The organism is Candidatus Anoxymicrobium japonicum (assembly GCA_002843005.1).
GTDB lineage: Bacteria > Actinomycetota > Geothermincolia > Fen-727 > Anoxymicrobiaceae > Anoxymicrobium > Anoxymicrobium japonicum.
On sequence record PHEX01000022.1, the window covers coordinates 1 to 22,049 of the forward strand.

Sequence of the window (22,049 nt, forward strand, 5' to 3'; positions counted from 1 at the left end):
CACGCTGAACAGATTGAATACGACCAAAAACGTACCATGCGGCTGAATCGGCTTGGCATCGAAGTGATTCGATACACCAATCAGGAAGTGTTGAGTACACTGGATGGCGTGTATTCGGATTTGCTGGAAAAAATCAAATTTCGGCAAAGAACCCCCTAAATCCCCCTTATCAGGGGGACTTTCAGAGGGAAATCCTAAATCCCCTTTATCAGGGGGACTTTCAGAGGGAAATCCTAAATCCCCTTTATCGGGGGGATTTTTGCCAACGGACAATTTCTCCTAACCAGTCAGTATTTGATGACGTACGTTTTCGCGATCATGTCGTGCAACGCGCGTTTCTCGCTATCAAAGCCGGCTATGATGAAACCAATGTAGCAGGTAACAACCGAAATGATTTTTGAGAACTCGCGCCCGGCGGCGACGCCGTAATCAACTGGGCTTAAATCCTGCTTTACCACCTTGAGCCGGAGCGCCATCTTGCCAAGCGTTTGCCCTTTGTATCCTGTCATGAGAATGAAATAGGCGAAGAAACACGCCATCTGCAGCAAAGCGAAAAATGCGACCACAGCGACTTGAGTCGCATCAGCTGGATGGTTGTTGGAGATACTGAAGTTGGTCACAAAGCGAAACGGCATGAAAACGGCGCCAATAATGCAATTGTCGATAAATATCGCGAGAAACCGTATCCAGAAGCCCGCAAACACTGGTGGCTTGCTCGGGTCGGCCTGTTGATGATAACCGAATCCTGGCGGATATCCGTCCACGAGCCCCGATGGCGGGTACGGCGGCGGCTGAGGCGCCGGTGGCGCGCTTGTGCCCGCAAAGGCGGGCGGCGCCTCGCTGGTGGCTGTGAACTGCTTGCCACAGTTAACGCAGAAACTCGCGGAATCCTCGTTCTCCGTGCCGCAACTCGGGCAGTATTTCATGACTTACAACACCTTTCTTTGACTCTATCGCTCAAGTACCTCAATATACCAGCAGTGCCACTCTTTTTGAAAAAAACGCCAGGCTGTAAATGGTGAAAACTGACGCCACACCGATATTATAAAATATAAATGGAAAGCAATGGTGGCGCAAGCAAAAAGGCGGGACGCGGATGGATAAGCGTGACTTCCTCGATGAGTTCATCGGCCATGCGAAAAAAGATATGCAGGGTGAACTCGGGGAGAAATTTATATCTACGAAACTGGACCGTGGCCAGTTCTTGTTCTTCGAGGGCGATGCGACGTCAGCGCTTTATCTGATCGAGTCGGGCGTCATCGAGGCGAACGTCGTTCGCGGCGATGGGAAAGTCTACATATTTCACTTTGTGTTTCCAGGTGAGGTGCTGGGCGAAGGCATCGCCTACGGGCAAAATCACCACCTCTTCTCAGCGGTGACCCGCAAAGACGCGGTCGCATGGCGCATTGCGAAAAATGATCTTCTCCGCGCGCTCGAAGCCGACCACGAGTTTGAGCGTTACATCATGAGGGTTGTCGGAGAGAAACTTGACAACTCCTATGTCAAAACGCGCTGCATCGCGGGAGAGCGGGTCGAACGCCGCATAACCTGCATACTGCTCAAAACTATGGACGAAAGCTCGGAAATTAGCGAGTACCCGGGGAAGCTGGATACTCCGCTCACGAACCGCGACATCTCAGGGCTCATAGGCGCCACCGAGGAAACAGTATCCCGAGTCATGAGCCGCCTTAAAAAGAAAGACATCATCGGGACACGAAACAAGCAGCTTGTGGTGTTGGATCGGGATGCCCTGATACAGTATTTCGAGTCGGTGTAACTCATGGAGATCGCGATGCCTCACGCTTACCTGGATCATTACGCCGCCACTCCCGTACTCGAAGAGGTGAAAGACGCGATGGCGCCTTTCTTCTCCAGTGAGTTCGGCAATCCATCCTCGCTCCACCACCTCGGAGACGTTGCTGGAAAGGCGCTCGCAAACGCCCGCGAGCAGGTGGCCTGCCTGATCGGCGCAGACCCCGAAGAGATCATCTTCACGTCCGGCGGAACAGAGGCCAACAACATGGCGGTGAAAGGCATCGCCTGGGCGGCCAGAAAAAAGGGCAACCACGTCGTTGTTTCCTCGATTGAGCATTTCTCCGTCTTGCACGCGGCGCGCACTCTCGCAAAGTTTAATTTCGAGGTTACGGAAGTCGATCCGGACGAGGAAGGCGTTGTTGATCCCTTCGATCTCGAGCGGGCGATCCGCGACGATACCGTGCTGGTATCGATCATGGCGGCAAATGGCGAGATCGGAACGATTCAGCGCATCAATGAAATTGCCAGGATCACAAAAGCGAAAGGGGTTCCGTTTCATACCGATGCGGTAGCGGCCGCCGGGTACATCCCGCTCGACGTGGCCTCCCTGGGAGTTGACGCCATGACCATCGCGTCTGACCTCCTGTACGGACCAAAGGGGGTCGGCGCCTTGTGGAGCCACAAGGGCGTTCGGCTGATGCCGCTCATCGACGGCGGCGTCCAGGAAGGCGGCAGGCGCGGCGGGACAGAAAACATGGCAGGCATCGTCGGAATGGGCAAGGCGGCCGAACTGGCGAGGAGGGATCTGTCCGCGCGCGCCGAGAAGCTCTCAGGGCTGCGCGACGACCTGATAGACAAGCTACTCGCGGCGATACCGCGCCTACGGCTGACCGGGCGCCGTGAGAAGCGCCTCCCGTGGAACGCCAGCTTTGTGGTCGAATTCATAGAAGGCGAAAGCATGCTCCTGCTCCTGGATCAGAAAGGCATCGCGGTCTCGAGCGGCTCCGCATGCGCGTCAAGGGCGTTGAAAGGGTCGCACGTGCTTGCCGCGTGCAACGTGCCCGCGGAGATCGCTTCTGGCTCGCTCCTATTCTCACTGGGGATCGAGAACACGCCTGAAGATATAAAGTATATTGTGGAGACACTGCCGCCAATCGTTGAAAGGTTGCGGCAGATGTCACCGCTGTACGCGAAGTACATCAAGGAAGGAGGTGGTTGAGATAGCACAGTACGGCGACACGGTCATGGAGCATTTCATGAACCCGCGCAACGTGGGTGAGATAGAGGACGCCGACGGTATAGGTGAGGTTGGCAACCCCGTCTGCGGCGACATGATGACGTTTTACATCAAGGTCGACGACGGCCGCTTGAGCGACGTCAAGTTCAAGACGTTCGGGTGCGGGGCGGCGATCGCCGTCTCCAGCATGGTCAGCGAGATGGCTATCGGCAAGACCATCGAGGAAGCCCTGAAAATCACGCGAGAGAACGTCGCCGAGCAGTTGGGCGGCCTGCCAAAGCAGAAAATGCACTGCTCGAACCTCGGGGCGGATGCCCTGCACAAGGCGATTCAGGATTACATGAGCAAGCTGAAAGCCAGGGAGGCGCAAGATGGTTGATCGACGCGAAAAGAAAGTCATGATGTGCCGGTGCCCCTACTGCGACGTGGAGGTCGAGCCGGAGAGCGCGATCTGCGTGGCGTGCAGGATGGTCATCATCGAATGCGTGAACTGCGGAGCAGCAGTCCAAAAAGACGCGGAAACTTGCCCCGGTTGCGGGAAGCCACCGAAGTAGCGAGCCCTCACGCGCCGGCGATCATCAGCAGGACGCCGCAAGCTCTCGATATCGACCGCTTCGGCCTGTACTGCCCGATGCCAATCGTGAAGACGGCGCGGGCGATCAAGCACTTGCTCGCCGAAGAAGAGCCTACCTACTCAGCGTGCGATGTCTGCGGCTACGTGGTGGATGGAGATATCCCAGAGAAATGCCCTGTGTGCGGCAACCCGAAAAAGGTCTTCTACGAGGTGTCCTGCAAGTACGACTGAGGCTGACAAAGACTTCGCGAAAAACGTATAATGTAAAAGTCGATCGATGAAAGGCAGGCTTACTCTTATATGGTCGGAAGAACACTGAACTCGCGGTACGAGCTCGAGCAACTCATAGGTACGGGTGGCATGGCTGAAGTCTATCGCGCGCGTGACAACTTGCTCGGGCGCACCGTAGCGATCAAAATCCTCTATCCGCAGTTTGCCAAAGACCCTGTTTTCGTCGAGCGCTTCCGCCAGGAAGCGCAGGCGGCGGCTAACCTCAACCAGCCAAACATCGTGAACGTTTTTGACTGGGGCATCGAGGACAACACTTACTACCTGGTAATGGAGTACGTCGAAGGACGCGACCTCAAAGACATCATCCTTCTCGGCGGCCCGCTCCTTCCGGAGCGCGTGGTGGAGATATCTATGGCCATCTGCCTTGCGCTCGACACCGCTGGCGCGCATGGCATCGTCCACCGCGACATCAAGCCGCAAAACATAATCGCAACCAACGATGGCCAGATCAAGGTGATGGATTTTGGCATCGCTCGCGCCGCCGGCGGCTCGGCGATGACTCAGACCGGCACGATCATGGGCACCGCACAGTACATCAGCCCCGAGCAGGCTCAGGGCCGGGCCGCCGATCCTCGCTCCGACCTGTACTCTCTTGGTGTCGTGATGTACGAAATGCTTACGGGTAAGACGCCGTTTGATGGTGACAACCCCGTCTCGATCGCCTACAAGCAAGTGCGCGAGGATCCCCTGGCGCCTTCCCTCCTCAACCCGGACATATCACCTGAGCTCGAATCGGTTGTCATGAAAGCGCTCGCGAAAAACCCGGAAAACCGCTATCAGACAGCCATGGAAATGCGCTCCGACCTTGAGCGCTGCCTGGAAGGCGCTCCTGTGTACGCCACCCCGGTCCTTTCGCCCGATGACGTAACAAGAGGGCAGACCCAGGCATACGTGGGCGGTGAGAGGCGACCGCGCGGGCGCCGCCGCGCGGGCTGGTTCTGGGCGCTGGCTATCGTGATCCTGCTTGCCGGGATAGCGACCGGCGCGTGGGCGATTATCCGCAGCAGCAGCGGCGTCGCGGTTCCAAACGTTGTCGGGCAAAAGCGCGCGGACGCGGAAACCCTCCTTGCGCGCAAAGGCTTCAAGATGAACATCTCGAAAACGGTGATCGACGCGACGAAACCTAAAGATACCATCATCAGCCAGAATCCCGAGGCCGCAAGCAAGCTCGAGAAGGGCGGCACTGTAAAGGTCGTAGTGAGCAAGGGGCCGGAACTCGTCACAGTGCCGAGCGTGATCGGCATGTCGCAAAGCGAAGCGGAAGCCGCGCTGACAAAAGCGGGCCTCGTCCCAGGCGAGGCGCAGCAGGCGTTCGACGCGCAAGCCGCAAAAGGCAAAGTGGTCTCCCAGAGCCCGCAAGCGGAGAAGCAGGTCGCAAAGGGCGCCACCGTCACTATCGTGGTGAGCAAAGGGCAGGAAACGGCGATCGTGCCCGACGTAACGAAGATGAGCAAAGACGCCGCAGTCACAAGGCTGACTGAAGCGGGCTTCCAGGCGGATGCCCAAACCGTTGCCAGCAGCACAGACATCGAGGGGATAGTGAAATCGCAAAACCCCGCGGGCGGGCAGACCGCTCCAAAAGGTTCGAGGGTAACGATTGACGTTACGGCAAAGCCAGAGCGGGTAGCGGTGCCCAACGTGGTAGGAATTGTCAGGGCTACCGCCGAGTCCACGCTCACGGGAACAGGTTTCGTGGTAACCGTCGTCGATCAGATAACCAGCGATACCACAAAAGTCGGCAAGGTTCTCGTCCAGAATCCGACCGGCGGAACCATGGCGGACAAGGGCAGTACGGTAACAATCACGGTTGGCGTGGTCGGGCCGTAACCCAGCTACGATTCTCAAAAAGGAGGCATCATGAGCATGAAGCGCGCTATTACACTCGAGAATCTTCTCACCGAGGCAAAAGAGGTGGACGCGCCTGACGCGTTCATCCTGCAGAACAAAAAGTTGTTGAAGGTTAACATGGAAGCCAGCGGCGGATAGGTGCTCACCAAGGCGGGAGCGATGATCGCTTACCAGGGGCAGATGAACTTCGCGCGCAAAGGCGGCGGGGCGGGGAAATGGATAAAAAAAGCGGTCTCAGGCGAGCAATTTACCTTGATGGAGGCCACCGGGCAGGGCGACCTCTTCCTCGCTGACGCGGCGAATGACATCATTCTCCTTTACCTGCAGGACGAGGCAATCGGGGTGGAGTCGTTGAACCTGCTCGCGTTCACACCCAGCATCGCCTGGGACATAGCGATGATAAAAGGCGGCGCGGGCATGATGACCGGCGGGCTTTTCTGCGTGCAGCTCAAGGGGACGGGCTATCTGGCGCTCATCAGCAAGGGTAAGCCCATGGCGCTTGCCGTCACCCCTGACGCGCCCACATACACCGACCCGAACGCGACTATCGCCTGGTCGTCCACCCTGGAGCCGTCGATCAACGTGGACGTAAACCTCAAGAGCCTGAAGGGCATCTTTGGATCGGCGACATCCGGCGAGACTTTCCAGCTAAAGTTCCAGGGACAAGGCTACGTCATCGTTCAGCCCAGCGAGGTTCAGCCGACCACGAGCATGGCCGGTCAGCAGGGCGGCGGAGGTGGCGCCGGTGGGATTCTCGGGGGCATACTGGGCCAGTAAGCTTTTCGCTATGAAAACGCATAATGGGGTCAAACCAAATTATGCGTTTTGCGTACGCGCGCCATCAAGGGACTGTCCTCAATTGATATTTCTCAAAACTTGTGTATAAAATGCTACGGTTTTTGTCAGGCATGAGTCACGACATACTTTTTCTATTAACTGGAGTATGAAATGAGCATCGATAAGGGAACTTTTGTGCGGAAGTACGACCTTCTTGGTTGTATCCAGTGCGGCAGGTGCACGGGTGGGTGCCCGTTGACCGCTCGCACCGATCTGAACATCCGTCGTTTCATTTATGACGCGGTTGACGACGAACGCCTCGAGGATCTCTCTCTGAAAGCCGAGATATGGGACTGCACCACGTGCAACACGTGCGCGATCCGCTGCCCCAAGGGTCTCGACCCCTTCGAGGTGCTTCTGGGGCTGCGCGCCATGAGAGCCGAAGAGGGCAACATCGAGCAGACCGCGATCTCCGCGCTGGAGAGCATGTTCAACAACGGCAACCCCTGGGGCAAAGCCGCGGCCAGGCGAACGGACTGGATGGAGGGCGTCGAGGGAGCGCGCATTCTCGGCGAGGGCGAAAAGGCCGACGTGCTCTTCCATGTGTGTTGCACGGCCGCTTACGACCCCAAGATAATGCCGATTGTAAAAACCCTCGCGCGCGCGCTCAACGCGGCTGGTGTCGATTTCGGATTCATCGGAGAGGAAGAGAAGCACTGCGGCTCGGAAGCGCGCCGTCTTGGCGAAGAGGGCCTCTTCGAGTACTTCGACGAGGAGAACACGGAACTGTTCGGCCGCTACGACGTCAAGCGTCTGGTGACGTTCTCCCCCCACTGCTTCAACTCCTTCAAAAACGAATACACCAACATCGGGTTGCCCGTACTGCATTACACTCAGCTCATCGCCGAACTGCTCTCAGACGGAAAACTGGAGCTCCCCGGGGAGATCAACTCGAAGGTCGTCTACCACGACCCGTGTTACCTGGGCAAGAAAAACCTGGTGTTCGACGAACCGCGTTATGTGCTGGGGAAGATCAAAGGCCTCGAACTCGCTGAGTTCAACCGCTCCAAAGAACGCAGTCTTTGCTGTGAGGGCGGCGGCGGCAAGATGTGGGTGGAATCCGAGTCCAAGGCTCCGCGCCTGGCGGAGACCAGGGTCGCCGACGCGCACGACCTGGGCGCCGGGATCATCGCTGTGGCGTGCCCGTTCTGCTGGCTGACTATCGAAGATGCCATCAAGGCCAGGGGGTACGAGGAGGAGATGCAGGTCAAGGATATCCTGGAACTCCTCGGGCAGGCTTTAGCCTGACCACTGGCGCGTTTGCGGTAGACGGAAAAGTAGACGGTGCCTGACCCCTGCTGAGTAAGATAAGGAAACGGAAGATAAGAAAAGTGAGGTGAGTTAGGGATGAATATTGCGGTTTGTGTAAAGCAGGTTCCGGACACTTCCGATCCCGACACAGAAGTCCACATAGACTCCAGTGGCAAGGGAGTTGATCAGAGCAAATTCAGTTTCGTGATCAACGACGCGGATAACTTCGCGGTAGAAGAAGCTGTCCAGCTCAAGGAGAAGAATGGAGGAGAAGTAACAGTAGTAAACGTGGGCTCGGAAGCGGCCAACCAGGTCATCAAAATGGCTCTCGCCAAGGGCGGCGACGGCGCGATCAGGTTGGACGACGAGAAGTTTGCGGGCTCGGATCCCGTGGCTATTGCCCGCATACTGCACGCTGGCATCAAGGACCTGTCCTGCGACATCGTGATGACCGGATGCCTGGCCTCCGACGATGGCTACGGCGCGGTCGGCGTGGCGCTTGCCAGCATGATGGGCGTGCCTCACGCGGCGTACGTCAAGACAGTCGAAGTCGCAGGCGACGGCAATCTGAAGGTCGGACGGGAACTCGAGGGCGGCCTGCTCGAGATAGACGAGATCAACACGCCATGCGTGCTCACTATCCAGACCGGCGGTAACGAGCCACGCTACGCCTCTTTCAAAGGCATCCGCGAGGCTTCCAAAAAGGAAATCAAGGTCATGGACCTGGCGGCGACCGGCCTTTCCGAGGATCAGGTCGGCGAAGCGGGCTCGGTGGCGGTAATGGTACAGTACTCGATTCCAGAGGTCGGGGAACTCGCGGAGATTCTCGATGGCGACCCTGGCGAGACCGCGGGCAAGCTCGCCGGCATACTCAAGGAAAAGGGGCTGGTGTAAATGCATGAGATATTCGTACTGGCAGAGCACAGGCAGGGCGAGCTGCGTGACGTAACTTATGAGTTACTGACTCTCGCCGGCCGGCTTGGCGGCAAGGTCACGACGATCCTGCTTGGCAGCGGGATGGACGACTTCGCGGGCAAGCTCACGTCATACTCGGACAGAGTCCTCGTGGTTGACGACCCGATGTTCGAGAACTTCAACGCCGTCAACTATCAGGCTGCGCTGGCCGCGCTCATCAACAAGGACAAGCCGCACCTGGTGATAATCCCGAACACGGGCCAGGGCGCCGACATACTGGCGTCGCTTGCCCTCGAGCTCGGGGCATCGTTCACCTCGGACATCATCGGCCTGGCCATCGAGGGCGACAAACCGGTCGCGACCCGCGCGTATTACGGTGGCAAGATCAACGGCCGCATCGAGTTCAAGGACACCGATCTTTATATGGTGGGCTTGCGCGAAGGCGCGATCGCGGCCGCTGAAGGCGGCAAGTCCGGCGAAATCGAGAAGGTGGACAACCCGGTTGCCCTGGACGCGACCACCCGCAAATTCATCCAGTATGAGCAGCCCGCCGTCGGCGATGTTGACATCACCCAGTCCTCGATGCTCGTCTCGATCGGCCGCGGGCTTCGCGAGGACAAGAACTTGCCGATGATAGAAGAACTCGCGAAACTTCTGAGCGCGGATGTTTCGGGAAGCCGCGCGGTAGTGGACGCCGGCTGGCTCCCGATCGATCGCCAGGTCGGCATCTCCGGCAAGACAGTCAAGCCCAAACTTTACCTGGCCGTGGGCATCAGCGGCGCGTTCCAGCACGTGACCGGAATGAAAGGCGCCGACGTGGTCGTCGCCATCAACAAGGATCCCGACGCGCCGATATTCCAGTACGCTGATTACGGCATCGTGGATGATTTGCTGAAAGTGGTGCCTGCCCTTGTTGACAAGATAAAGGAAATGAAGGGGTAGAGTTGAACAGTTTGAAACCCAGAATAGGAGTGTACGTCTGCCACTGCGGCATCAACATAGGCGCCGTGGTTGACGTGCCGGCGGTTGTCGAGCATGTCTCGAAGGCGCCGGGGGTCGCTGTCGCGCGAGAGTACACTTACATGTGCTCGGATCCCGGCCAGGGGCTCATCAAAGATGACATCAAAAACCTGGGGCTCAACCGGGTCATAGTGGCATCCTGCTCCCCCCGCATGCACGAGCCTACTTTCCGCAAGACCCTCAAGGAAGCGGGGCTGAACCCGTACCTCCTGGAGATGGCGAACATCCGGGAGCAGTGCTCCTGGGTGCACGAGGATCACGCCGAAGCTACCAGCAAGGCAAAGAAGCTCATCGAGGCCGCGATCGCGAAAGTGGCGTTGCTCGACGCGCTCGAGGAGAAGGAAGTGGACGTCATCCCCTCCTGTCTCGTAATCGGCGCCGGCATAGCGGGCATCCAGGCCGCGCTCGACATAGCGGACGCGGGCTTCAAGGTTTACGTCGTCGAGAAGACCCCATCGGTGGGCGGGCACATGAGCCAGCTCGACAAGACGTTCCCGACTCTGGACTGCTCCGCCTGCATACTGACGCCTAAGATGGTGGACGTTGCCAACCACCCGAACATCGAACTCATGACCTATTCACAGGTGGAGGCGGTCGAGGGATATGTCGGCAACTTCAAGGCGAAGATTCGCAAGAAGGCGCGCTACGTCGATTTCAACAAGTGCACTGGGTGTGGCGTCTGCGCGGAGAACTGCAGGCTGGCGGGTCGCATCCCCTCCGAGTTCGACGAGCAGATGGGCAACAGATCCGCGATCTACCTGCCGTTTCCACAAGCCGTCCCCGCCAAGTACACGATCGACCCGGAGCGATGCCTTCAGTTGTCTAAGGGCAAATGCGGCAAGGAAGGCCCCGCGTGCGCGGAGGCGTGCACGGCGGGCGCGGTCAACTTCGAGCAGGAAGACGAGCTGGTGGAGATCGAGTGCGGCACGATCATCGTGGCGACAGGATACGACGTGTTCGACATGAACAAAAAGCCCGAGTACGGCTGGGCCGACAACGACAATGTCATCACGGGACTCGAGTTCGAGCGCCTGGCGTCGGCATCGGGTCCGACGGGAGGGAAACCCCTGCTCGGCCGTGACAAGAAAGGCGAGGGCGGGTACCTCCCTGACAAAGTCTCATTCATACACTGCGTGGGCTCGCGCGACAAGTCGGTCGACAACGAGTACTGCTCGCGAGTGTGCTGCATGTACCTGGCGAAGCAGGCACACCTTATCAGGGACAAGCTTCCCGAGGCGGATATCACTGTTTTCTACATGGACGTGCGCGCGTTCGGCAAAGGCTTCGAGGAGTTCTACGACAGGGTGAGGCGCGAGGGCGTCCGGTACATCCGTGGAAATCCGAGTGAAATATACCGCAAGAGCGCGGATCCGGACGACCACACCATGATAATCAAAGTCGAAGACACTCTTACCGGGACGCCCATGGAACATGAAGCCGACATGGTCGTCCTTGGCGTCGGACTGACGCCGCGCAAAGATATTCGCGAGATCATCGACATTTTCAAGCTCTCGCAATCCACCGACGGTTTTTTCCTTGAGGCGCACCCCAAACTGCGCCCGGTCGACACCGCGTCTGACGGAGTCTTCCTGGCGGGTTGCTGCCAGGGGCCCAAGGATATACCCGACACCGTGGCCCAGGCGAAAGGCGCCGCGTCAAGCGCTCTCATTTTGATGGCGTACGGGAAAGTGAAGGTGGAAGCGCAAGTCTCGGTCGTGAACGCGGATCAGTGCCGCGGCTGTGGCTTCTGCGTTGAGGTCTGCCCGTTCGGGGCGATTGAGTTGGTGGACGAGAACCGCATGGGCAATATCGTAAAGGTCGCGCAAGTCAACGAGGCGTTATGCAAGGGTTGCGGCTCATGCGCGGCGGCGTGCCTGTCGGGGGCCATCCAGCCCAGATCCTTCAAGGATGAACAGATACTGCCCCAGATCGCGGCGCTGGGGGTGAATACGCAATGAGTGAAGAGTTCGAGCCCAATATAGTCGCGTTCCTGTGCAACTGGTGCTCTTACGCTGGAGCGGATCTGGCGGGAACATCGAGAACGCATTATCTGCCGAACATCAAGATCATCAGGGTGATGTGTTCGGGCCGTGTCAACCCGCTTTTCCTGGTCAACGCCCTTCAGCAGGGCGCCGACGGGGTGCTCATCTCGGGGTGCCATCCTGGTGACTGCCATTACATGGAGGGCAACTTCTACGCGCGCCGGCGTTTCACGCTGATGCTCAAGCTGCTCGAGCACATCGGTGTCGACCCCGGTCGTGTCAACATGAGTTGGGTCTCCGCCTCCGAGGGCGAGAAGTTCAAGGAGGTCATCGACGAGACCGTCGCTATGGCACGCGCGGCGGGCCCCATGGATCAATTCAGACGGAGGCGGATAAATTGGTAGACGAAAACAAACTCAGGGACAGAGCCAGGGAGGTCATTGCCCGCGACGACGTGAGGCGCCTCATTGGCTGGAAGCGTGGAACCTACGGGTTCGAGTCCGCCCCCATCGTACTGAGTGACGCCTCAGAGGTAGATCAGTTGATATTCGATGCGACATGCGCGCAGAACCCCGCGTCTTTTCTAATGCTCGAGGAAAAACTCCCCGTTCCCCGCGGGCAGGAACCGGACACCCGCAAGGTAGCCGTACTCGTCAAGGGGTGCGACTCGCGGGCTGTTGTCCAGCATCTGGTCGAGAAGGCGTACGGACGCGACGATGTCGTGATCCTGGGCGTGCCGTGCACGGGTGTCATCGACGCTCGCAAAGCTGAAAAGATGTTTGGCGTCGCGTCAGCTCCCGTAGAGGTCAAAGAGGATGGCGACAGGTTTGTTCTCGAGATCGACGGCGAGACATCCGAAGCCCCGAAAAAAGAGCTCATGGCCGACAAATGCCTGCGCTGTCGCTTCCCGAACCCACTCATCTACGACGAGCTCGTCGCCGATGAGGTGGAAAAGTGGGCGGATGACGACTTCGAGGACGTCGGCGAATTCGAGAAGATGTCTCCCACCGACAAGTGGAAGTTTTGGGACGAACAGTTCTCAAAATGCGTTCGTTGCTACTCGTGCCGCAACGTTTGCCCGATGTGCTACTGCGTGGAGTGCGTCGCGCAAAAGACAAAGCCACAGTGGACGCGCCGAGCGACCGACATCAGCGAGAACGCCGTGTATCACATCCAGAGGGCGTGGCACCTCTCAGGTCGTTGCATTGAGTGCGGAGAGTGCGAACGGGTTTGTCCCATGGATATCCCGATAACGAAGCTCAATCGCAAGATGTCGCGCGACGTCGCGCGGATGTTCGAGTACGAGCCCGGAGTGGACTCCGACGCCGAGCCGCTTCTGACCTGCTACAATCCGCAGGATCCCGAAGAATACATAATGTAGGTTGGTGACACATGGAAGATTTTAAGTTCTCAAAAGACAATCTGGCCGGGGTGATCGGCGCTCTCGAGGGGTACCAGGTGTTCGCCCCCGCCGCGGTCGGCGACGTGGTTCGTTTCAAGACTGTCGAGGATCCTTCGGCGCTCAGCCTCGACTACGCCAACACAAACGTACCGGCCAAGGAACTCATGTTCCCGGAGACCGAGACTTTGTTCAAATACACGGTCGGCGGGGCGGACATCGAGCCGGTTGTGCCCGATGAAACCGCGAAGAGGCTGGTGTTCGGCATCCGCCCGTGCGACGCGCTGGCGTACACGATTGTGGACAATCTCTACGGGTGGGATTTTCCCGACCCTTACTACCAGAAGCGACGCGAGAGTACGGTGCTGTTCGGGCTCGCGTGCGGCGATCCCGCGACCAACTGCTTTTGCCCGTCGCTGGGCGGCGGCCCGGGTTCCGAGAAGGGTCTGGACGCCATCATGTTCGACCTCGGCGAGGCGTACTACGTGAAGACGCTCACGGACAAAGGCTTGACCGCCGCGAAGGCGATGGGCCTCGAGGCCGCGGGCGACGCGGAGAAGAAGTGCGCCGAGGCGCAAGAGAAAGAAGCGCTCGCGAAAATCAAACGTTCGATCGACACCACCGGCATACCTGAGAAGTTGCCCTCGCTGTATGACCACCCGTTCTGGGAGCAGTTCTCCGACAGGTGCCTGGGTTGCGGGATTTGCACGTTTTTGTGCCCTACCTGCCACTGCTTCGACATCCAGGACGAGATCGAGGCGGCGGACGGCAGGCGGGCGAGGATGTGGGACACCTGCATGTTCCCCGAATACACGGTTCACACCTCGGGGCACAACCCACGCCCGACGCGCAAGGAGCGCACGCGCAACCGCGTAAGTCACAAGTACTCTTACTTTCCGGAGAAATTCGACGTGATAGCCTGTGTCGGCTGCGGCCGCTGCATCAACTACTGCCCGGTCAACATCGACATCCTGGACGTGCTCGAGAAGTCCAGGCAGGCTGAAGGCAAGGAGGCAAAGACGGCATGATGGACGAAAGCAACCCTTATCTTCCATATATAGTCAACATCGAGGACGCCTGGTATGAGACCCCCGTGGACGACAGGGCCGTCAAGACCTTCAAGGTAAATTTCAAAGACGAGAAAGTGTGGGATACATGGCGTCACCGGCCCGGCAACTGCGCGATGGTGGGGCGCCTCGGCATCGGCGAGTCCATGTTCTGCATTTCATCCTCGCCGACAGAGGAGGGCTACTTGCGCTTCTCGATCATGCAGGCGGGCAAGGTGACGAGCGCGCTTCACGAATTAGAAGCGGGCGACACCATGACGGTGCGCGGGCCGTTGGGCAATTCGTTCCCGCTGGAAGAGTGGGAAGGAAAAAACATAATATCGATCGGCGGCGGCATCGGGCAGGCGCCGTTGCGCCCGGCTATCAACTACGTGCGGGCGAACAAGGACAAGTACGGCGACCTCACGGTCATCTATGGCGCGAGGACGTCAGACCTGCACTGCTTCAAGACGGAGTTCGAGGAGTACTTCAAGGAAGAAGGCACGGCGTGCCATCTGGCGATCGACGTCGAGGAGGAGAGCTGGCCGCACTACGTGGGCTTTGTTCCCAGCCTCGTGATGGAGGTCGCCCCCAAACCGGATAACGCGATCGCGATCACCTGTGGCCCGCCCATACTCATCAAATTCGTGACGCAGAATCTGGAGAAGCTGGGCTTCAAGCCCGAGCAGATATACACCACGCTCGAGGAGCGCATGAAGTGCGGGATAGGCAAGTGCGGCCGCTGCAACGTGGGCTCGATGTACGTATGTAAAGACGGCCCCGTATTCTCATACGCAACGTTAAAAAACATCCCCGAGGCCTTCGCTTAACTTTCGAAGCAGTCCTTTTTTCTAAAGTTTAAGAGGGGTCAGGCAACGTCTACCGCTTTAGCGGTAGACGGTGCCTGACCCCGTTTTCTAAGAAAAAAGACCTGACCCCAAAGTTAAACATGATCGACTTGATTTTCTCAGTCACGATATTCTCGATGCCGTGCGCTTCCAGGACGCATAATTTGGTTTGACCCCATTATGTGTTAGATAACAACTCTGAGAACTTCCTCGATCGAGGTGATGCCGGCACGGCACTTCTCCCAACCGTCCTGGCGCATCGTTTTCATTCCCTGCTCGATCGCCACACGCGCGATCGCGGTGGTCGAGGCCTCCTCGATCGTCAACTGCTCGATCTCGGCGCTCATCTTCATAATCTCCACGAGCGCAACTCTTCCCTTGTACCCGCTGCCACCACAACGCGTGCATCCTTTGGAACTCGACTGGTAAAGCGTAAGCTTCTCTCCCGGTTCGCGGTGGAACTCAAGCCGATCGAGCATTTCGTTGCTCGGCTCGTAAATCTGCTTGCACACGCAAAGCTTGCGCCCGAGCCTCTGGCCAAGCACGCATACTATGCCTGACGCGATCAGGAACGGCTCGATGCCCATCTCGGTAAGACGGGCGATGGCGCCGGGCGCGTCATTGGTGTGAAGTGTACTGAAGACGAGATGGCCGGTGAGGGCCGACTCGATCGCTATTTTCGCGGTCTCACTGTCGCGGATCTCGCCGATCATCATTATGTCGGGACTTGTTCGAAGGATCGACCTCAAGGCCGACGCGAACGTCAGCCCGGCCTTGGGATTGATCTGTATCTGGTTGATCCCGGCGAGACGATACTCGACCGGATCCTCGACCGTGGTAATGTTCTTGGTCTCATCGTTGAGTACGTTAAGAGTGCCGTATAGCGTGGTCGACTTGCCACTGCCTGTCGGGCCTGTGACGAGGATGGCGCCGTTCGGCTTGCGAAACGCATCCTCGTACTTTTCCAGGGTCTCACCATCGTAACCGAGATCGCTCAGGCGCAGCATGATGCTCGACTTGTCAAGAATTCGGAGGACTATCTTCTCCCCAAAAATGGTAGGCAGTACAGCGACGCGGAAATCGATCTGCTTGTTGCCTATCCGCTTCTCGTAATGTCCGTCTTGCGGAATCCTTTTCTGCGCGATGTTCAGGTCAGACATAATCTTTACGCGCGAAGTAACCGCGGGCAGCGCCCTTATCGGCAGACTCTTGGCATCATGAAGCACACCGTCCACACGGTACCTGATGATGATCTCTTTCTCCTGCGGGTCAAAGTGGATGTCGCTTGCCCCGTCTGTCACAGCCTCGTTGATCACGTAATTGACGAACTTGACGATAGGCGCATCGCTGGTGATCGCGCCAATCGCTTCGGAAAGAGCCTTGTCGTCGAAATCTTCCGAATCGAACTCTTTAATCTCACTCACTCCGAGTTCGCCTACGTCGCGGTAGTAGGCCCGTATAAAGTCCTCGATGTCAGCTTTCGTGGAAACAACCGGTCTTACCTGATATCCGGTAGACATCTTGATGTCGTCGAGCGCGAAAATATTGGTTGGGTCGGCCATCGCCACGACAAGCGTGTCGCCGTCAAAACTGATAGGAAGGCTCAGGTGCCGCTGTGCCATCTTTTCATCCAGCAGGGCAACGGCCGTCATGTCAACGTGGTATCTCTCAAGATGAACGAATTCCAGTCCGAGGTGCTGCGCCAGAACCTCTGTGAGCTTCGACTCGGAAACGACACCCATCTCGATGAGGGTGCGCGCCAATGATTTGCCGGTCTGCTTTTTCTTCTCGAGAGCGGAAAGCAACTGCTCTTGCGAAACAAGACCGTCCTCAATCAGAAGGTGCGTTACCGATTTAGCTTTCTTTTTTGCCTGTGCCAATATTTTCCTCCGTCCTCTTTGCAAGAATCGGAAGCGCGCGCGCTTTTCTAAAGCATTCCGTTAATGCCACTCTATGTCTATGTATTACTCGAAACGTGAAATGTCGCTTCCCAGCCTGGGCACTGTACGCCCGCAAGAGGGGCAAGGTTCATAGACTATTCCACCCTTCACATAGTCCCCTGTGCGAAAACGCAGAACACACGTGCCTCGGCCGTCCAGGCATGTGTACACAAGCTCGCCGTCCTCGCCTTCGGCCACCGGCGCCTCGGTTTCTGGATCGATGATCTCAAGGTAATCCATGTCGGGATAAATGTGGTATCCAGCGTCCGCCCCTGATGCGCACTCAGAGTAACCTTTGCGCCCCTCCGTAAACCCGAAAGCGCCAACAACAAATGCATCTCTCGCTCCTGTTTTCCGCAGAAACTCATGCATATCCTCTTTTATGTCCTTCGATATGCGCTCCCCACCTAGAATGACCAGGCGCAGCGACGACAGGTCGATCTCTTCCTCGATAGCCGACCGCAGCACCTCGAATACGTTTCCCGGCATGCCGATAATTCCCGTCACCTTGACGCTCCGCGCGGTATCAGATATCCGGCGCGCGGCGATCGCGCTGCTCTCTCCACCAGTATATAGCGACAGTATACCGGCGCGCTCCATGCCTCTGGCAATCATCTGGAACCAGAGGTGAGACGCGAACGGCATCGCGTTCAGGATAACGGCATCTTTGCGCTCGATTTCAACGCCGAATCCAGCAAGCTCAAGGATGCGGCGCCCGGCTTCAGCCATGCGCTCGACATCTGAGCGCGTGAACATTACCGGCGTGGGCCGACCGGTCTGCCCCGCGGTGAATTGAACGTGCACGGGCGCGTACTCGAACAACCGCGCGCTCAAAACGAACTCATCGCCCTTGAACAAGCTGTCAAACCGCGTCTTCAAAAACTGAAGCCTGGGCATGCGCTCTTCCGCAGCGCGCGTCAAGGGTTTGAGGACAAACCTCTCGTAACGGTCATGTTCGTCAGCGGACGGCGCTATGTCAGACTTGCGGGTGAAAGGGAGCTTTCGCAGATCATCGACCCCCCTGATATCTTCAGGCGCGAGAGCGGCGTCGTTAAACATCTTGCGGTAAAACGGGCTGTACGGATACAGTTGGGTCCTCACAAAATACGAGAGCTTCCTGTCACGGTACTCACGTTGCTCCTCAAAAGACATGCGATCCCAGTTCCGCGAATAGATTTCGTGCGCCATTTGCTTTTCCTCCACTCTCACCGTGCGCAAGGCTAAGGCCAGTCGGCCAGGGGTCAGGCACCGTCTACCGCTGCGTCTACCTCAAATTTAATATGAACCTGTGTCCGCCACGGCTGACGTGACGCTAGCGCAAAGCGAGAAACTTGCCGAACTTCATCATCTCCACCGGGTGAGCGACGGCGCCCTCGATGCGACACTCCCCGGACGCAAACTTCCGCGCGAGATTCTTTCCATCAGGTGTATTAAGAAACTTCACTGCCTCCATGCCGGCGCCCATTTTCGCCATCCGCGTCACTGTCTCGTAATCGCATACCAGCTTGATATCCATTGAGGGCGCCACGCCCGGTTCGATAACGACATACCCGCCTGAGAAAGTAATGGTTATTGCCGTTTCGGGCTGTTCGACCGGCTCGATCGCGAGAACCAAATTGATCTCGTTAAGCAACCGCGCTTTCCGGGGATTCTTCAAGAACTCGATGATGAGCGATCGCATAATCGAACCCAGTCCGCTCAAGTTTTCCTCGTCCTTGACGAGCATCCTCTCTTCCGGGCCTCCGGCAGGAACGCAAGAAACCGGCCTTGAGCGCCGGTGGATAACGTAACCGAGCACAGCCAGCCCACTGCTGACAAACAGCAACGACAGCCTCCGATGCTTACTTTTTTTCTCCGACTCAATTTTTCCGTGAGCCATGATTGGTTCCTTTCCTGTTGTCTTTGCCAGCGACGAAAATAGCCCTTTCTGATCTCCTCCCCCTCAGACGGGGGAGGATTAAGGTCTCATTTTTATACACGAAACGCAACTATTCAGCTTAATAATCCAGGCAACGTCTACCGCGCAGCGGTAGACGGAAAGGTAGACGGTGCCTGACCCCTGGCTATGGCTATGGGGGACTGACCCTAGATGCCGAGTTTGTCCGCCAGGAAGCCAAGCCCCAACTCCTCGCACTTACCGCGTGTGAGACGGCCTTCGTCATCTAACTGGCGATACTCGTAATACTCGCGCTTCATGAGATCAAAGTCGGGAACCGACCCGGCGTGAGAGCCTTCTTCCACCGCCTTGTAGAACCTCGGATGCATAATATCCTCTTCGCCGCCAGAACCGAACAACGCCTGTATTCCCCTCTTCAAAAACCAGATGCGCTCGCCCACCCGCATAAAACTGTCGAGGTCGTAATCCAGCCCGGTCACGGAGTTGATGGCCGTAATGAGCGCATCCTCCTGCCAGGACACCGCGGTGAAGTAGCAGACAACAGCGGCGTTGAATATCTGCCCGAGCTCCTGCGCCCGCGCGGTCAGATACGCCTTGCCAACGCTCGATTGCTCGTCAAAGGGGCCTTCCAGGTCAATCTGAGGAAGCGGCGGCGCGCTGCCCCCCTCGAGATACAGATTCGTGCTGGCGCAGTGACACGCGCCTCTCGGGGAAGTCGCGTACGAGAGCGCGAAACCGTGGAAACCGCGCGGGTCGTGAGCGGGCGCGTCCAGACCGCGAACCTGGACGGCCATTACGGGCGCGTCCGAGCCGATCTCCTCTGACAGAGCCTTGCTGCCCTGCGCCATGCGCGCGCCGAAGCCCTCATTGCGAGCGGCCATCTCAATAAGCTCGAGCATGCCATCAGGGTCACCCCAGCCAATAGACACGCCATCGCACTCGTCAACCGAGAGAAGGCCCTTTTCCTGACACTCCGTCACAAGCGCGATAATCGCGCCCATCGTTATCGTGTCGATCCCCCAGCGGTTGCACATCTCGTTGCCCTTCGCGATGCTGGCCAGGTTGTCGTTCAAAAGGTTGCTCCCAAGCATGCATATCGTTTCGTACTCGGGACCCGCGCCCCGCGCAACGGAATATGGTTCGTCTTTTACTTCTATTACACGCTTGCAGCCGATTGGGCACGCCCAGCAGGCGTACGCCTTGACCAGTATTTCATCGCTGTACGTCGGGCCGTTGATTTTCGCGATGACCTCATCGTCCTCGCCGACCTGCCAGTTCTTGAACGGCACATCGCCGAGCATCGCGCCTATCTCGAGGTTGGCGTTGGTGCCAAACGCCTTGAGAGACTCGACAACCAGTGACTCGGCGTAATCCTCCATCACCAGCTCGCGCCATCTTTTAAACGCATCGGGATCGGCGATCTCGACTTTCTTCCCGGTGCCAACGACAGCAATAGCCTTGAGGTTCTTTGAGCCCATAACCGCGCCCATCCCCGTGCGGCCCGCGATGTGGTGCTTGTCGTGAACTATTGCGGCAAACTTGACGCCGCTCTCGCCGGACGGCCCGATCGCCGCGACCTTCGCTTTCCTGCCCGTGTCGGCCTTCGACCTCTCGATGAGCATATCCGCCGTCTCATAAGTGTCCTTGCCCCACAAGTCAGATGCGTCACGCAACTCGACATCGTCTCCGTTTATCCAGAGGTAAACCGGCTTGTCGGAAACACCGGTGAAAACAATGCCATCGTAACCCGCCGCCTTGAGCTCCGGGCCGAAATAGCCCCCACAGGACGCTTCTCCCCAGTGGCCGGTTAACGGCGAGCGAGCGCAGGCCGCGAAGCGGTTGCCCCCCGGCACGCGGGTGCCGGTCCAGGGACCGGTCATTATGATAAAGAGGTTCTCGGGACTCAGCGGATCCACGTCCCCCGGAAAACGATCGATATAGATCTTTGCCGCAAGGCCCGAGCCCCCCATGTAGTCGCGGCAATCCTTCTCGTCAATATCAACCTTTTCGAACTCGCCGGTCGAGAGATCAACTTCCAGAATCTTTCCAACATAGCCGTACATTTTTAAAACCTCCACATGCTGAGAAGCGACACACCACGGAACAAGTACGGGCGAATCATATCAAGGCAGGAATGCAACGACAACAGAAATCGCGGCGCCGAGCGAAACGCTTTGCCTTATCTATACGCCAGTGCTAACATTGCCAAAGATACACGGGCATGATACCGGGAGGTCATCGATGAACTTGAGAAAAGCTACAGTCGCGATGGTTATTTGCGTGTTTGCCCTGACAGGCATTGCGACGCTTTCAGGCTGCGGGCAAGGCAAGCCCCGCGTGATCACATTCCTGGGAAAAAGCAGCAAGTCTTACACCGACACGAAGGCCATGATCGACAAGGCCAAAAAGAAGTTCGGCGACAAGATCATCTGGGAAAATTACGACTACGACAGTCCTTCGAGCAAGAGCGCCATCGACAAGTACACGGTCTCAATGAACCCTACCGTCATAATCACAAACTCAAAGGGCCAGATAAAGCAGACGTTCATGGGCAAACCGATGGAAGACCAGCTCCTTATGACAATAGAAAGCTTTATTCCTCAAAAGAGCGCTCAGGCCACCACGCCGTCTTCAGCGCCAAACTCCACAACAGTTCCCGGAACACCGTACCCGCCGGGGGCGACCCCGGGCGCGACCCCGCAGCCTCTGCCTCAGACAACCACCCCTGGCAAGTAAAAGCGGCGCATGGGAACGCGGTGTCATTGGTGATTTCTTTCTTGAGAAAGATACAGGCGACGTACCTGCTCGCGGTCATCTTCCTCTCCATGTTCCTTGCCGGCCTGCTCTCAGGCGGGTTCGGGAAAGTGCTCGCCAACGGAATCGTGATCTGCCTGGATTGCATTGGATTGATCTAAGTGCTCCATTTCGTACTATGCCACCTCGCCCGGGGTCACCGCGCGCGAAGCGCGTGGGGTGGGGGAGATGGTTGGGGCAGAACCCCCCTAGCCCCCCTTGTCAGGGGGGTACCTCGCCCCCCCACCTTAATCCTCCCCGTCTGCGGGGGAGGAAACCAGAGGGATCGGTACGTTACTGTATTTATGGAAAGGGGCACTAAATGCGGGCGCGCCGCTGGACACAGGCGCTTGCCGCGCTGATCGCTAATCCCTGGTTCATTTACTTCAAGACGAGGATTATCTACCAGGGCAAGG

22 protein-coding genes are annotated in these 22,049 nt (G+C 57.7%); 17 read left to right on the forward strand and 5 right to left on the reverse strand.

The window, feature by feature from the left end; genetic code table 11:
- On the forward strand, positions 1 to 159 hold a 159-nt coding region (locus CVT63_03430), incomplete at its 5' end, for an endonuclease (protein ID PKQ28294.1).
- Between the two features lie 128 nt (positions 160 to 287).
- Here CVT63_03430 and CVT63_03435 read toward each other — a convergent pair.
- Positions 288 to 926 carry a hypothetical protein gene (locus CVT63_03435; GenBank protein PKQ28295.1) on the reverse strand — a complete coding sequence of 213 codons (639 nt, stop codon included), beginning with the start codon at positions 924 to 926 and terminating at the stop codon, positions 288 to 290.
- Positions 927 to 1,096: 170 nt separating this feature from the next.
- Between CVT63_03435 and CVT63_03440 the strand changes: the two genes are divergently transcribed.
- The 15 genes from CVT63_03440 to CVT63_03510 all read left to right on the forward strand — a co-directional run bounded on the left by CVT63_03440 (position 1,097) and on the right by CVT63_03510 (position 14,985).
- Positions 1,097 to 1,777 carry a hypothetical protein gene (locus CVT63_03440; protein PKQ28296.1) on the forward strand — a complete coding sequence of 227 codons (681 nt, stop codon included), beginning with the start codon at positions 1,097 to 1,099 and terminating at the stop codon, positions 1,775 to 1,777.
- Between the two features lie 3 nt (positions 1,778 to 1,780).
- Positions 1,781 to 2,974 (forward strand): cysteine desulfurase NifS, encoded by a 1,194-nt coding sequence (locus CVT63_03445; protein PKQ28297.1) that lies wholly within the window; start codon positions 1,781 to 1,783, stop codon positions 2,972 to 2,974.
- Between the two features lie 25 nt (positions 2,975 to 2,999).
- Positions 3,000 to 3,371 carry a Fe-S cluster assembly scaffold protein NifU gene (gene nifU / locus CVT63_03450; GenBank protein ID PKQ28315.1) on the forward strand — a complete coding sequence of 124 codons (372 nt, stop codon included), beginning with the start codon at positions 3,000 to 3,002 and terminating at the stop codon, positions 3,369 to 3,371.
- Entirely contained in the window at positions 3,364 to 3,546 is a 183-nt protein-coding gene (locus tag CVT63_03455; GenBank protein ID PKQ28298.1) for a hypothetical protein, read from the forward strand. The genes nifU and CVT63_03455 overlap by 8 nt, the downstream gene beginning before the upstream one ends.
- Complete coding sequence (locus CVT63_03460) at positions 3,525 to 3,797, forward strand: hypothetical protein (GenBank protein ID PKQ28299.1); 273 nt, start codon at positions 3,525 to 3,527, stop codon at positions 3,795 to 3,797. Before CVT63_03455 ends, CVT63_03460 begins: the two co-directional genes overlap by 22 nt.
- Before the next feature lie 69 nt (positions 3,798 to 3,866).
- Positions 3,867 to 5,684, forward strand: coding sequence for a serine/threonine protein kinase (locus CVT63_03465; protein PKQ28300.1), 1,818 nt, complete (start codon positions 3,867 to 3,869; stop codon positions 5,682 to 5,684).
- Between the two features lie 159 nt (positions 5,685 to 5,843).
- Entirely contained in the window at positions 5,844 to 6,482 is a 639-nt protein-coding gene (locus CVT63_03470; protein ID PKQ28301.1) for a hypothetical protein, read from the forward strand.
- 171 nt (positions 6,483 to 6,653) lie between these two features.
- The gene (locus tag CVT63_03475; GenBank protein PKQ28302.1) at positions 6,654 to 7,790 is read left to right on the forward strand and encodes a (Fe-S)-binding protein; all 1,137 of its coding nucleotides are present in this window, start codon (positions 6,654 to 6,656) and stop codon (positions 7,788 to 7,790) included.
- A gap of 99 nt (positions 7,791 to 7,889) precedes the next feature.
- Positions 7,890 to 8,687, forward strand: a complete 798-nt coding sequence (locus tag CVT63_03480) for an electron transfer flavoprotein subunit beta (protein ID PKQ28303.1) — start codon at positions 7,890 to 7,892, stop codon at positions 8,685 to 8,687.
- Entirely contained in the window at positions 8,688 to 9,650 is a 963-nt protein-coding gene (locus CVT63_03485; GenBank protein ID PKQ28304.1) for an electron transfer flavoprotein subunit alpha/FixB family protein, read from the forward strand.
- 2 nt (positions 9,651 to 9,652) lie between these two features.
- A complete protein-coding gene (locus CVT63_03490) occupies positions 9,653 to 11,686 on the forward strand; it encodes a disulfide reductase (GenBank protein PKQ28305.1) in 2,034 nt (677 codons plus the stop codon).
- A complete protein-coding gene (locus CVT63_03495; protein PKQ28306.1) occupies positions 11,683 to 12,114 on the forward strand; it encodes a hydrogenase iron-sulfur subunit in 432 nt (143 codons plus the stop codon). Before CVT63_03490 ends, CVT63_03495 begins: the two co-directional genes overlap by 4 nt.
- Complete coding sequence (locus CVT63_03500; protein PKQ28307.1) at positions 12,108 to 13,091, forward strand: coenzyme F420 hydrogenase; 984 nt, start codon at positions 12,108 to 12,110, stop codon at positions 13,089 to 13,091. The genes CVT63_03495 and CVT63_03500 overlap by 7 nt, the downstream gene beginning before the upstream one ends.
- 11 nt (positions 13,092 to 13,102) lie before the next feature.
- A complete protein-coding gene (locus tag CVT63_03505) occupies positions 13,103 to 14,137 on the forward strand; it encodes a (4Fe-4S)-binding protein (protein PKQ28308.1) in 1,035 nt (344 codons plus the stop codon).
- The gene (locus CVT63_03510; protein ID PKQ28309.1) at positions 14,134 to 14,985 is read left to right on the forward strand and encodes a heterodisulfide reductase subunit F; all 852 of its coding nucleotides are present in this window, start codon (positions 14,134 to 14,136) and stop codon (positions 14,983 to 14,985) included. The genes CVT63_03505 and CVT63_03510 overlap by 4 nt, the downstream gene beginning before the upstream one ends.
- A 203-nt stretch (positions 14,986 to 15,188) precedes the next feature.
- Here the strand turns inward: CVT63_03510 and CVT63_03515 are convergent, their stop codons facing one another.
- The 4 genes from CVT63_03515 to CVT63_03530 all read right to left on the reverse strand — a co-directional run bounded on the left by CVT63_03515 (position 15,189) and on the right by CVT63_03530 (position 20,903).
- Positions 15,189 to 16,883, reverse strand: coding sequence for a type II secretion system protein GspE (locus CVT63_03515; protein ID PKQ28310.1), 1,695 nt, complete (start codon positions 16,881 to 16,883; stop codon positions 15,189 to 15,191).
- An 84-nt stretch (positions 16,884 to 16,967) separates the two neighbouring features.
- On the reverse strand, positions 16,968 to 18,131 hold the full coding sequence (locus CVT63_03520) for a hypothetical protein (protein PKQ28311.1): 1,164 nt from the start codon (positions 18,129 to 18,131) through the stop codon (positions 16,968 to 16,970).
- A 124-nt stretch (positions 18,132 to 18,255) separates the two neighbouring features.
- A complete protein-coding gene (locus CVT63_03525; protein ID PKQ28312.1) occupies positions 18,256 to 18,822 on the reverse strand; it encodes a hypothetical protein in 567 nt (188 codons plus the stop codon).
- A gap of 206 nt (positions 18,823 to 19,028) precedes the next feature.
- Entirely contained in the window at positions 19,029 to 20,903 is a 1,875-nt protein-coding gene (locus CVT63_03530; GenBank protein PKQ28313.1) for an aldehyde ferredoxin oxidoreductase, read from the reverse strand.
- A gap of 178 nt (positions 20,904 to 21,081) precedes the next feature.
- On the opposite strand from CVT63_03530, the gene CVT63_03535 reads away from it, so the two are divergent.
- On the forward strand, positions 21,082 to 21,576 hold the full coding sequence (locus tag CVT63_03535) for a hypothetical protein (GenBank protein ID PKQ28314.1): 495 nt from the start codon (positions 21,082 to 21,084) through the stop codon (positions 21,574 to 21,576).
- The last annotated feature ends 473 nt before the right edge of the window (positions 21,577 to 22,049 follow it).

Excerpts from the sequence above, each read along its gene's own strand:
- CVT63_03530 (PKQ28313.1), bottom strand. The coding sequence starts at position 20,903 with ATGTACGGCTATGTTGGAAAGATTCTGGAAGTTGATCTCTCGACCGGC.
- CVT63_03535 (PKQ28314.1), top strand. The coding sequence starts at position 21,082 with ATGAACTTGAGAAAAGCTACAGTCGCGATGGTTATTTGCGTGTTTGCC.
- CVT63_03475 (PKQ28302.1), top strand. The coding sequence starts at position 6,654 with ATGAGCATCGATAAGGGAACTTTTGTGCGGAAGTACGACCTTCTTGGT.
- CVT63_03455 (PKQ28298.1), top strand. The coding sequence starts at position 3,364 with ATGGTTGATCGACGCGAAAAGAAAGTCATGATGTGCCGGTGCCCCTAC.
- CVT63_03510 (PKQ28309.1), top strand. The coding sequence starts at position 14,134 with ATGATGGACGAAAGCAACCCTTATCTTCCATATATAGTCAACATCGAG.
- CVT63_03495 (PKQ28306.1), top strand. The coding sequence starts at position 11,683 with ATGAGTGAAGAGTTCGAGCCCAATATAGTCGCGTTCCTGTGCAACTGG.
- nifU (PKQ28315.1), top strand. The coding sequence starts at position 3,000 with ATGGAGCATTTCATGAACCCGCGCAACGTGGGTGAGATAGAGGACGCC.
- CVT63_03485 (PKQ28304.1), top strand. The coding sequence starts at position 8,688 with ATGCATGAGATATTCGTACTGGCAGAGCACAGGCAGGGCGAGCTGCGT.
- CVT63_03520 (PKQ28311.1), bottom strand. The coding sequence starts at position 18,131 with ATGGCGCACGAAATCTATTCGCGGAACTGGGATCGCATGTCTTTTGAG.
- CVT63_03525 (PKQ28312.1), bottom strand. The coding sequence starts at position 18,822 with ATGGCTCACGGAAAAATTGAGTCGGAGAAAAAAAGTAAGCATCGGAGG.
- CVT63_03465 (PKQ28300.1), top strand. The coding sequence starts at position 3,867 with ATGGTCGGAAGAACACTGAACTCGCGGTACGAGCTCGAGCAACTCATA.
- CVT63_03440 (PKQ28296.1), top strand. The coding sequence starts at position 1,097 with ATGGATAAGCGTGACTTCCTCGATGAGTTCATCGGCCATGCGAAAAAA.
- CVT63_03505 (PKQ28308.1), top strand. The coding sequence starts at position 13,103 with ATGGAAGATTTTAAGTTCTCAAAAGACAATCTGGCCGGGGTGATCGGC.
- CVT63_03445 (PKQ28297.1), top strand. The coding sequence starts at position 1,781 with ATGGAGATCGCGATGCCTCACGCTTACCTGGATCATTACGCCGCCACT.
- CVT63_03480 (PKQ28303.1), top strand. The coding sequence starts at position 7,890 with ATGAATATTGCGGTTTGTGTAAAGCAGGTTCCGGACACTTCCGATCCC.
- CVT63_03435 (PKQ28295.1), bottom strand. The coding sequence starts at position 926 with ATGAAATACTGCCCGAGTTGCGGCACGGAGAACGAGGATTCCGCGAGT.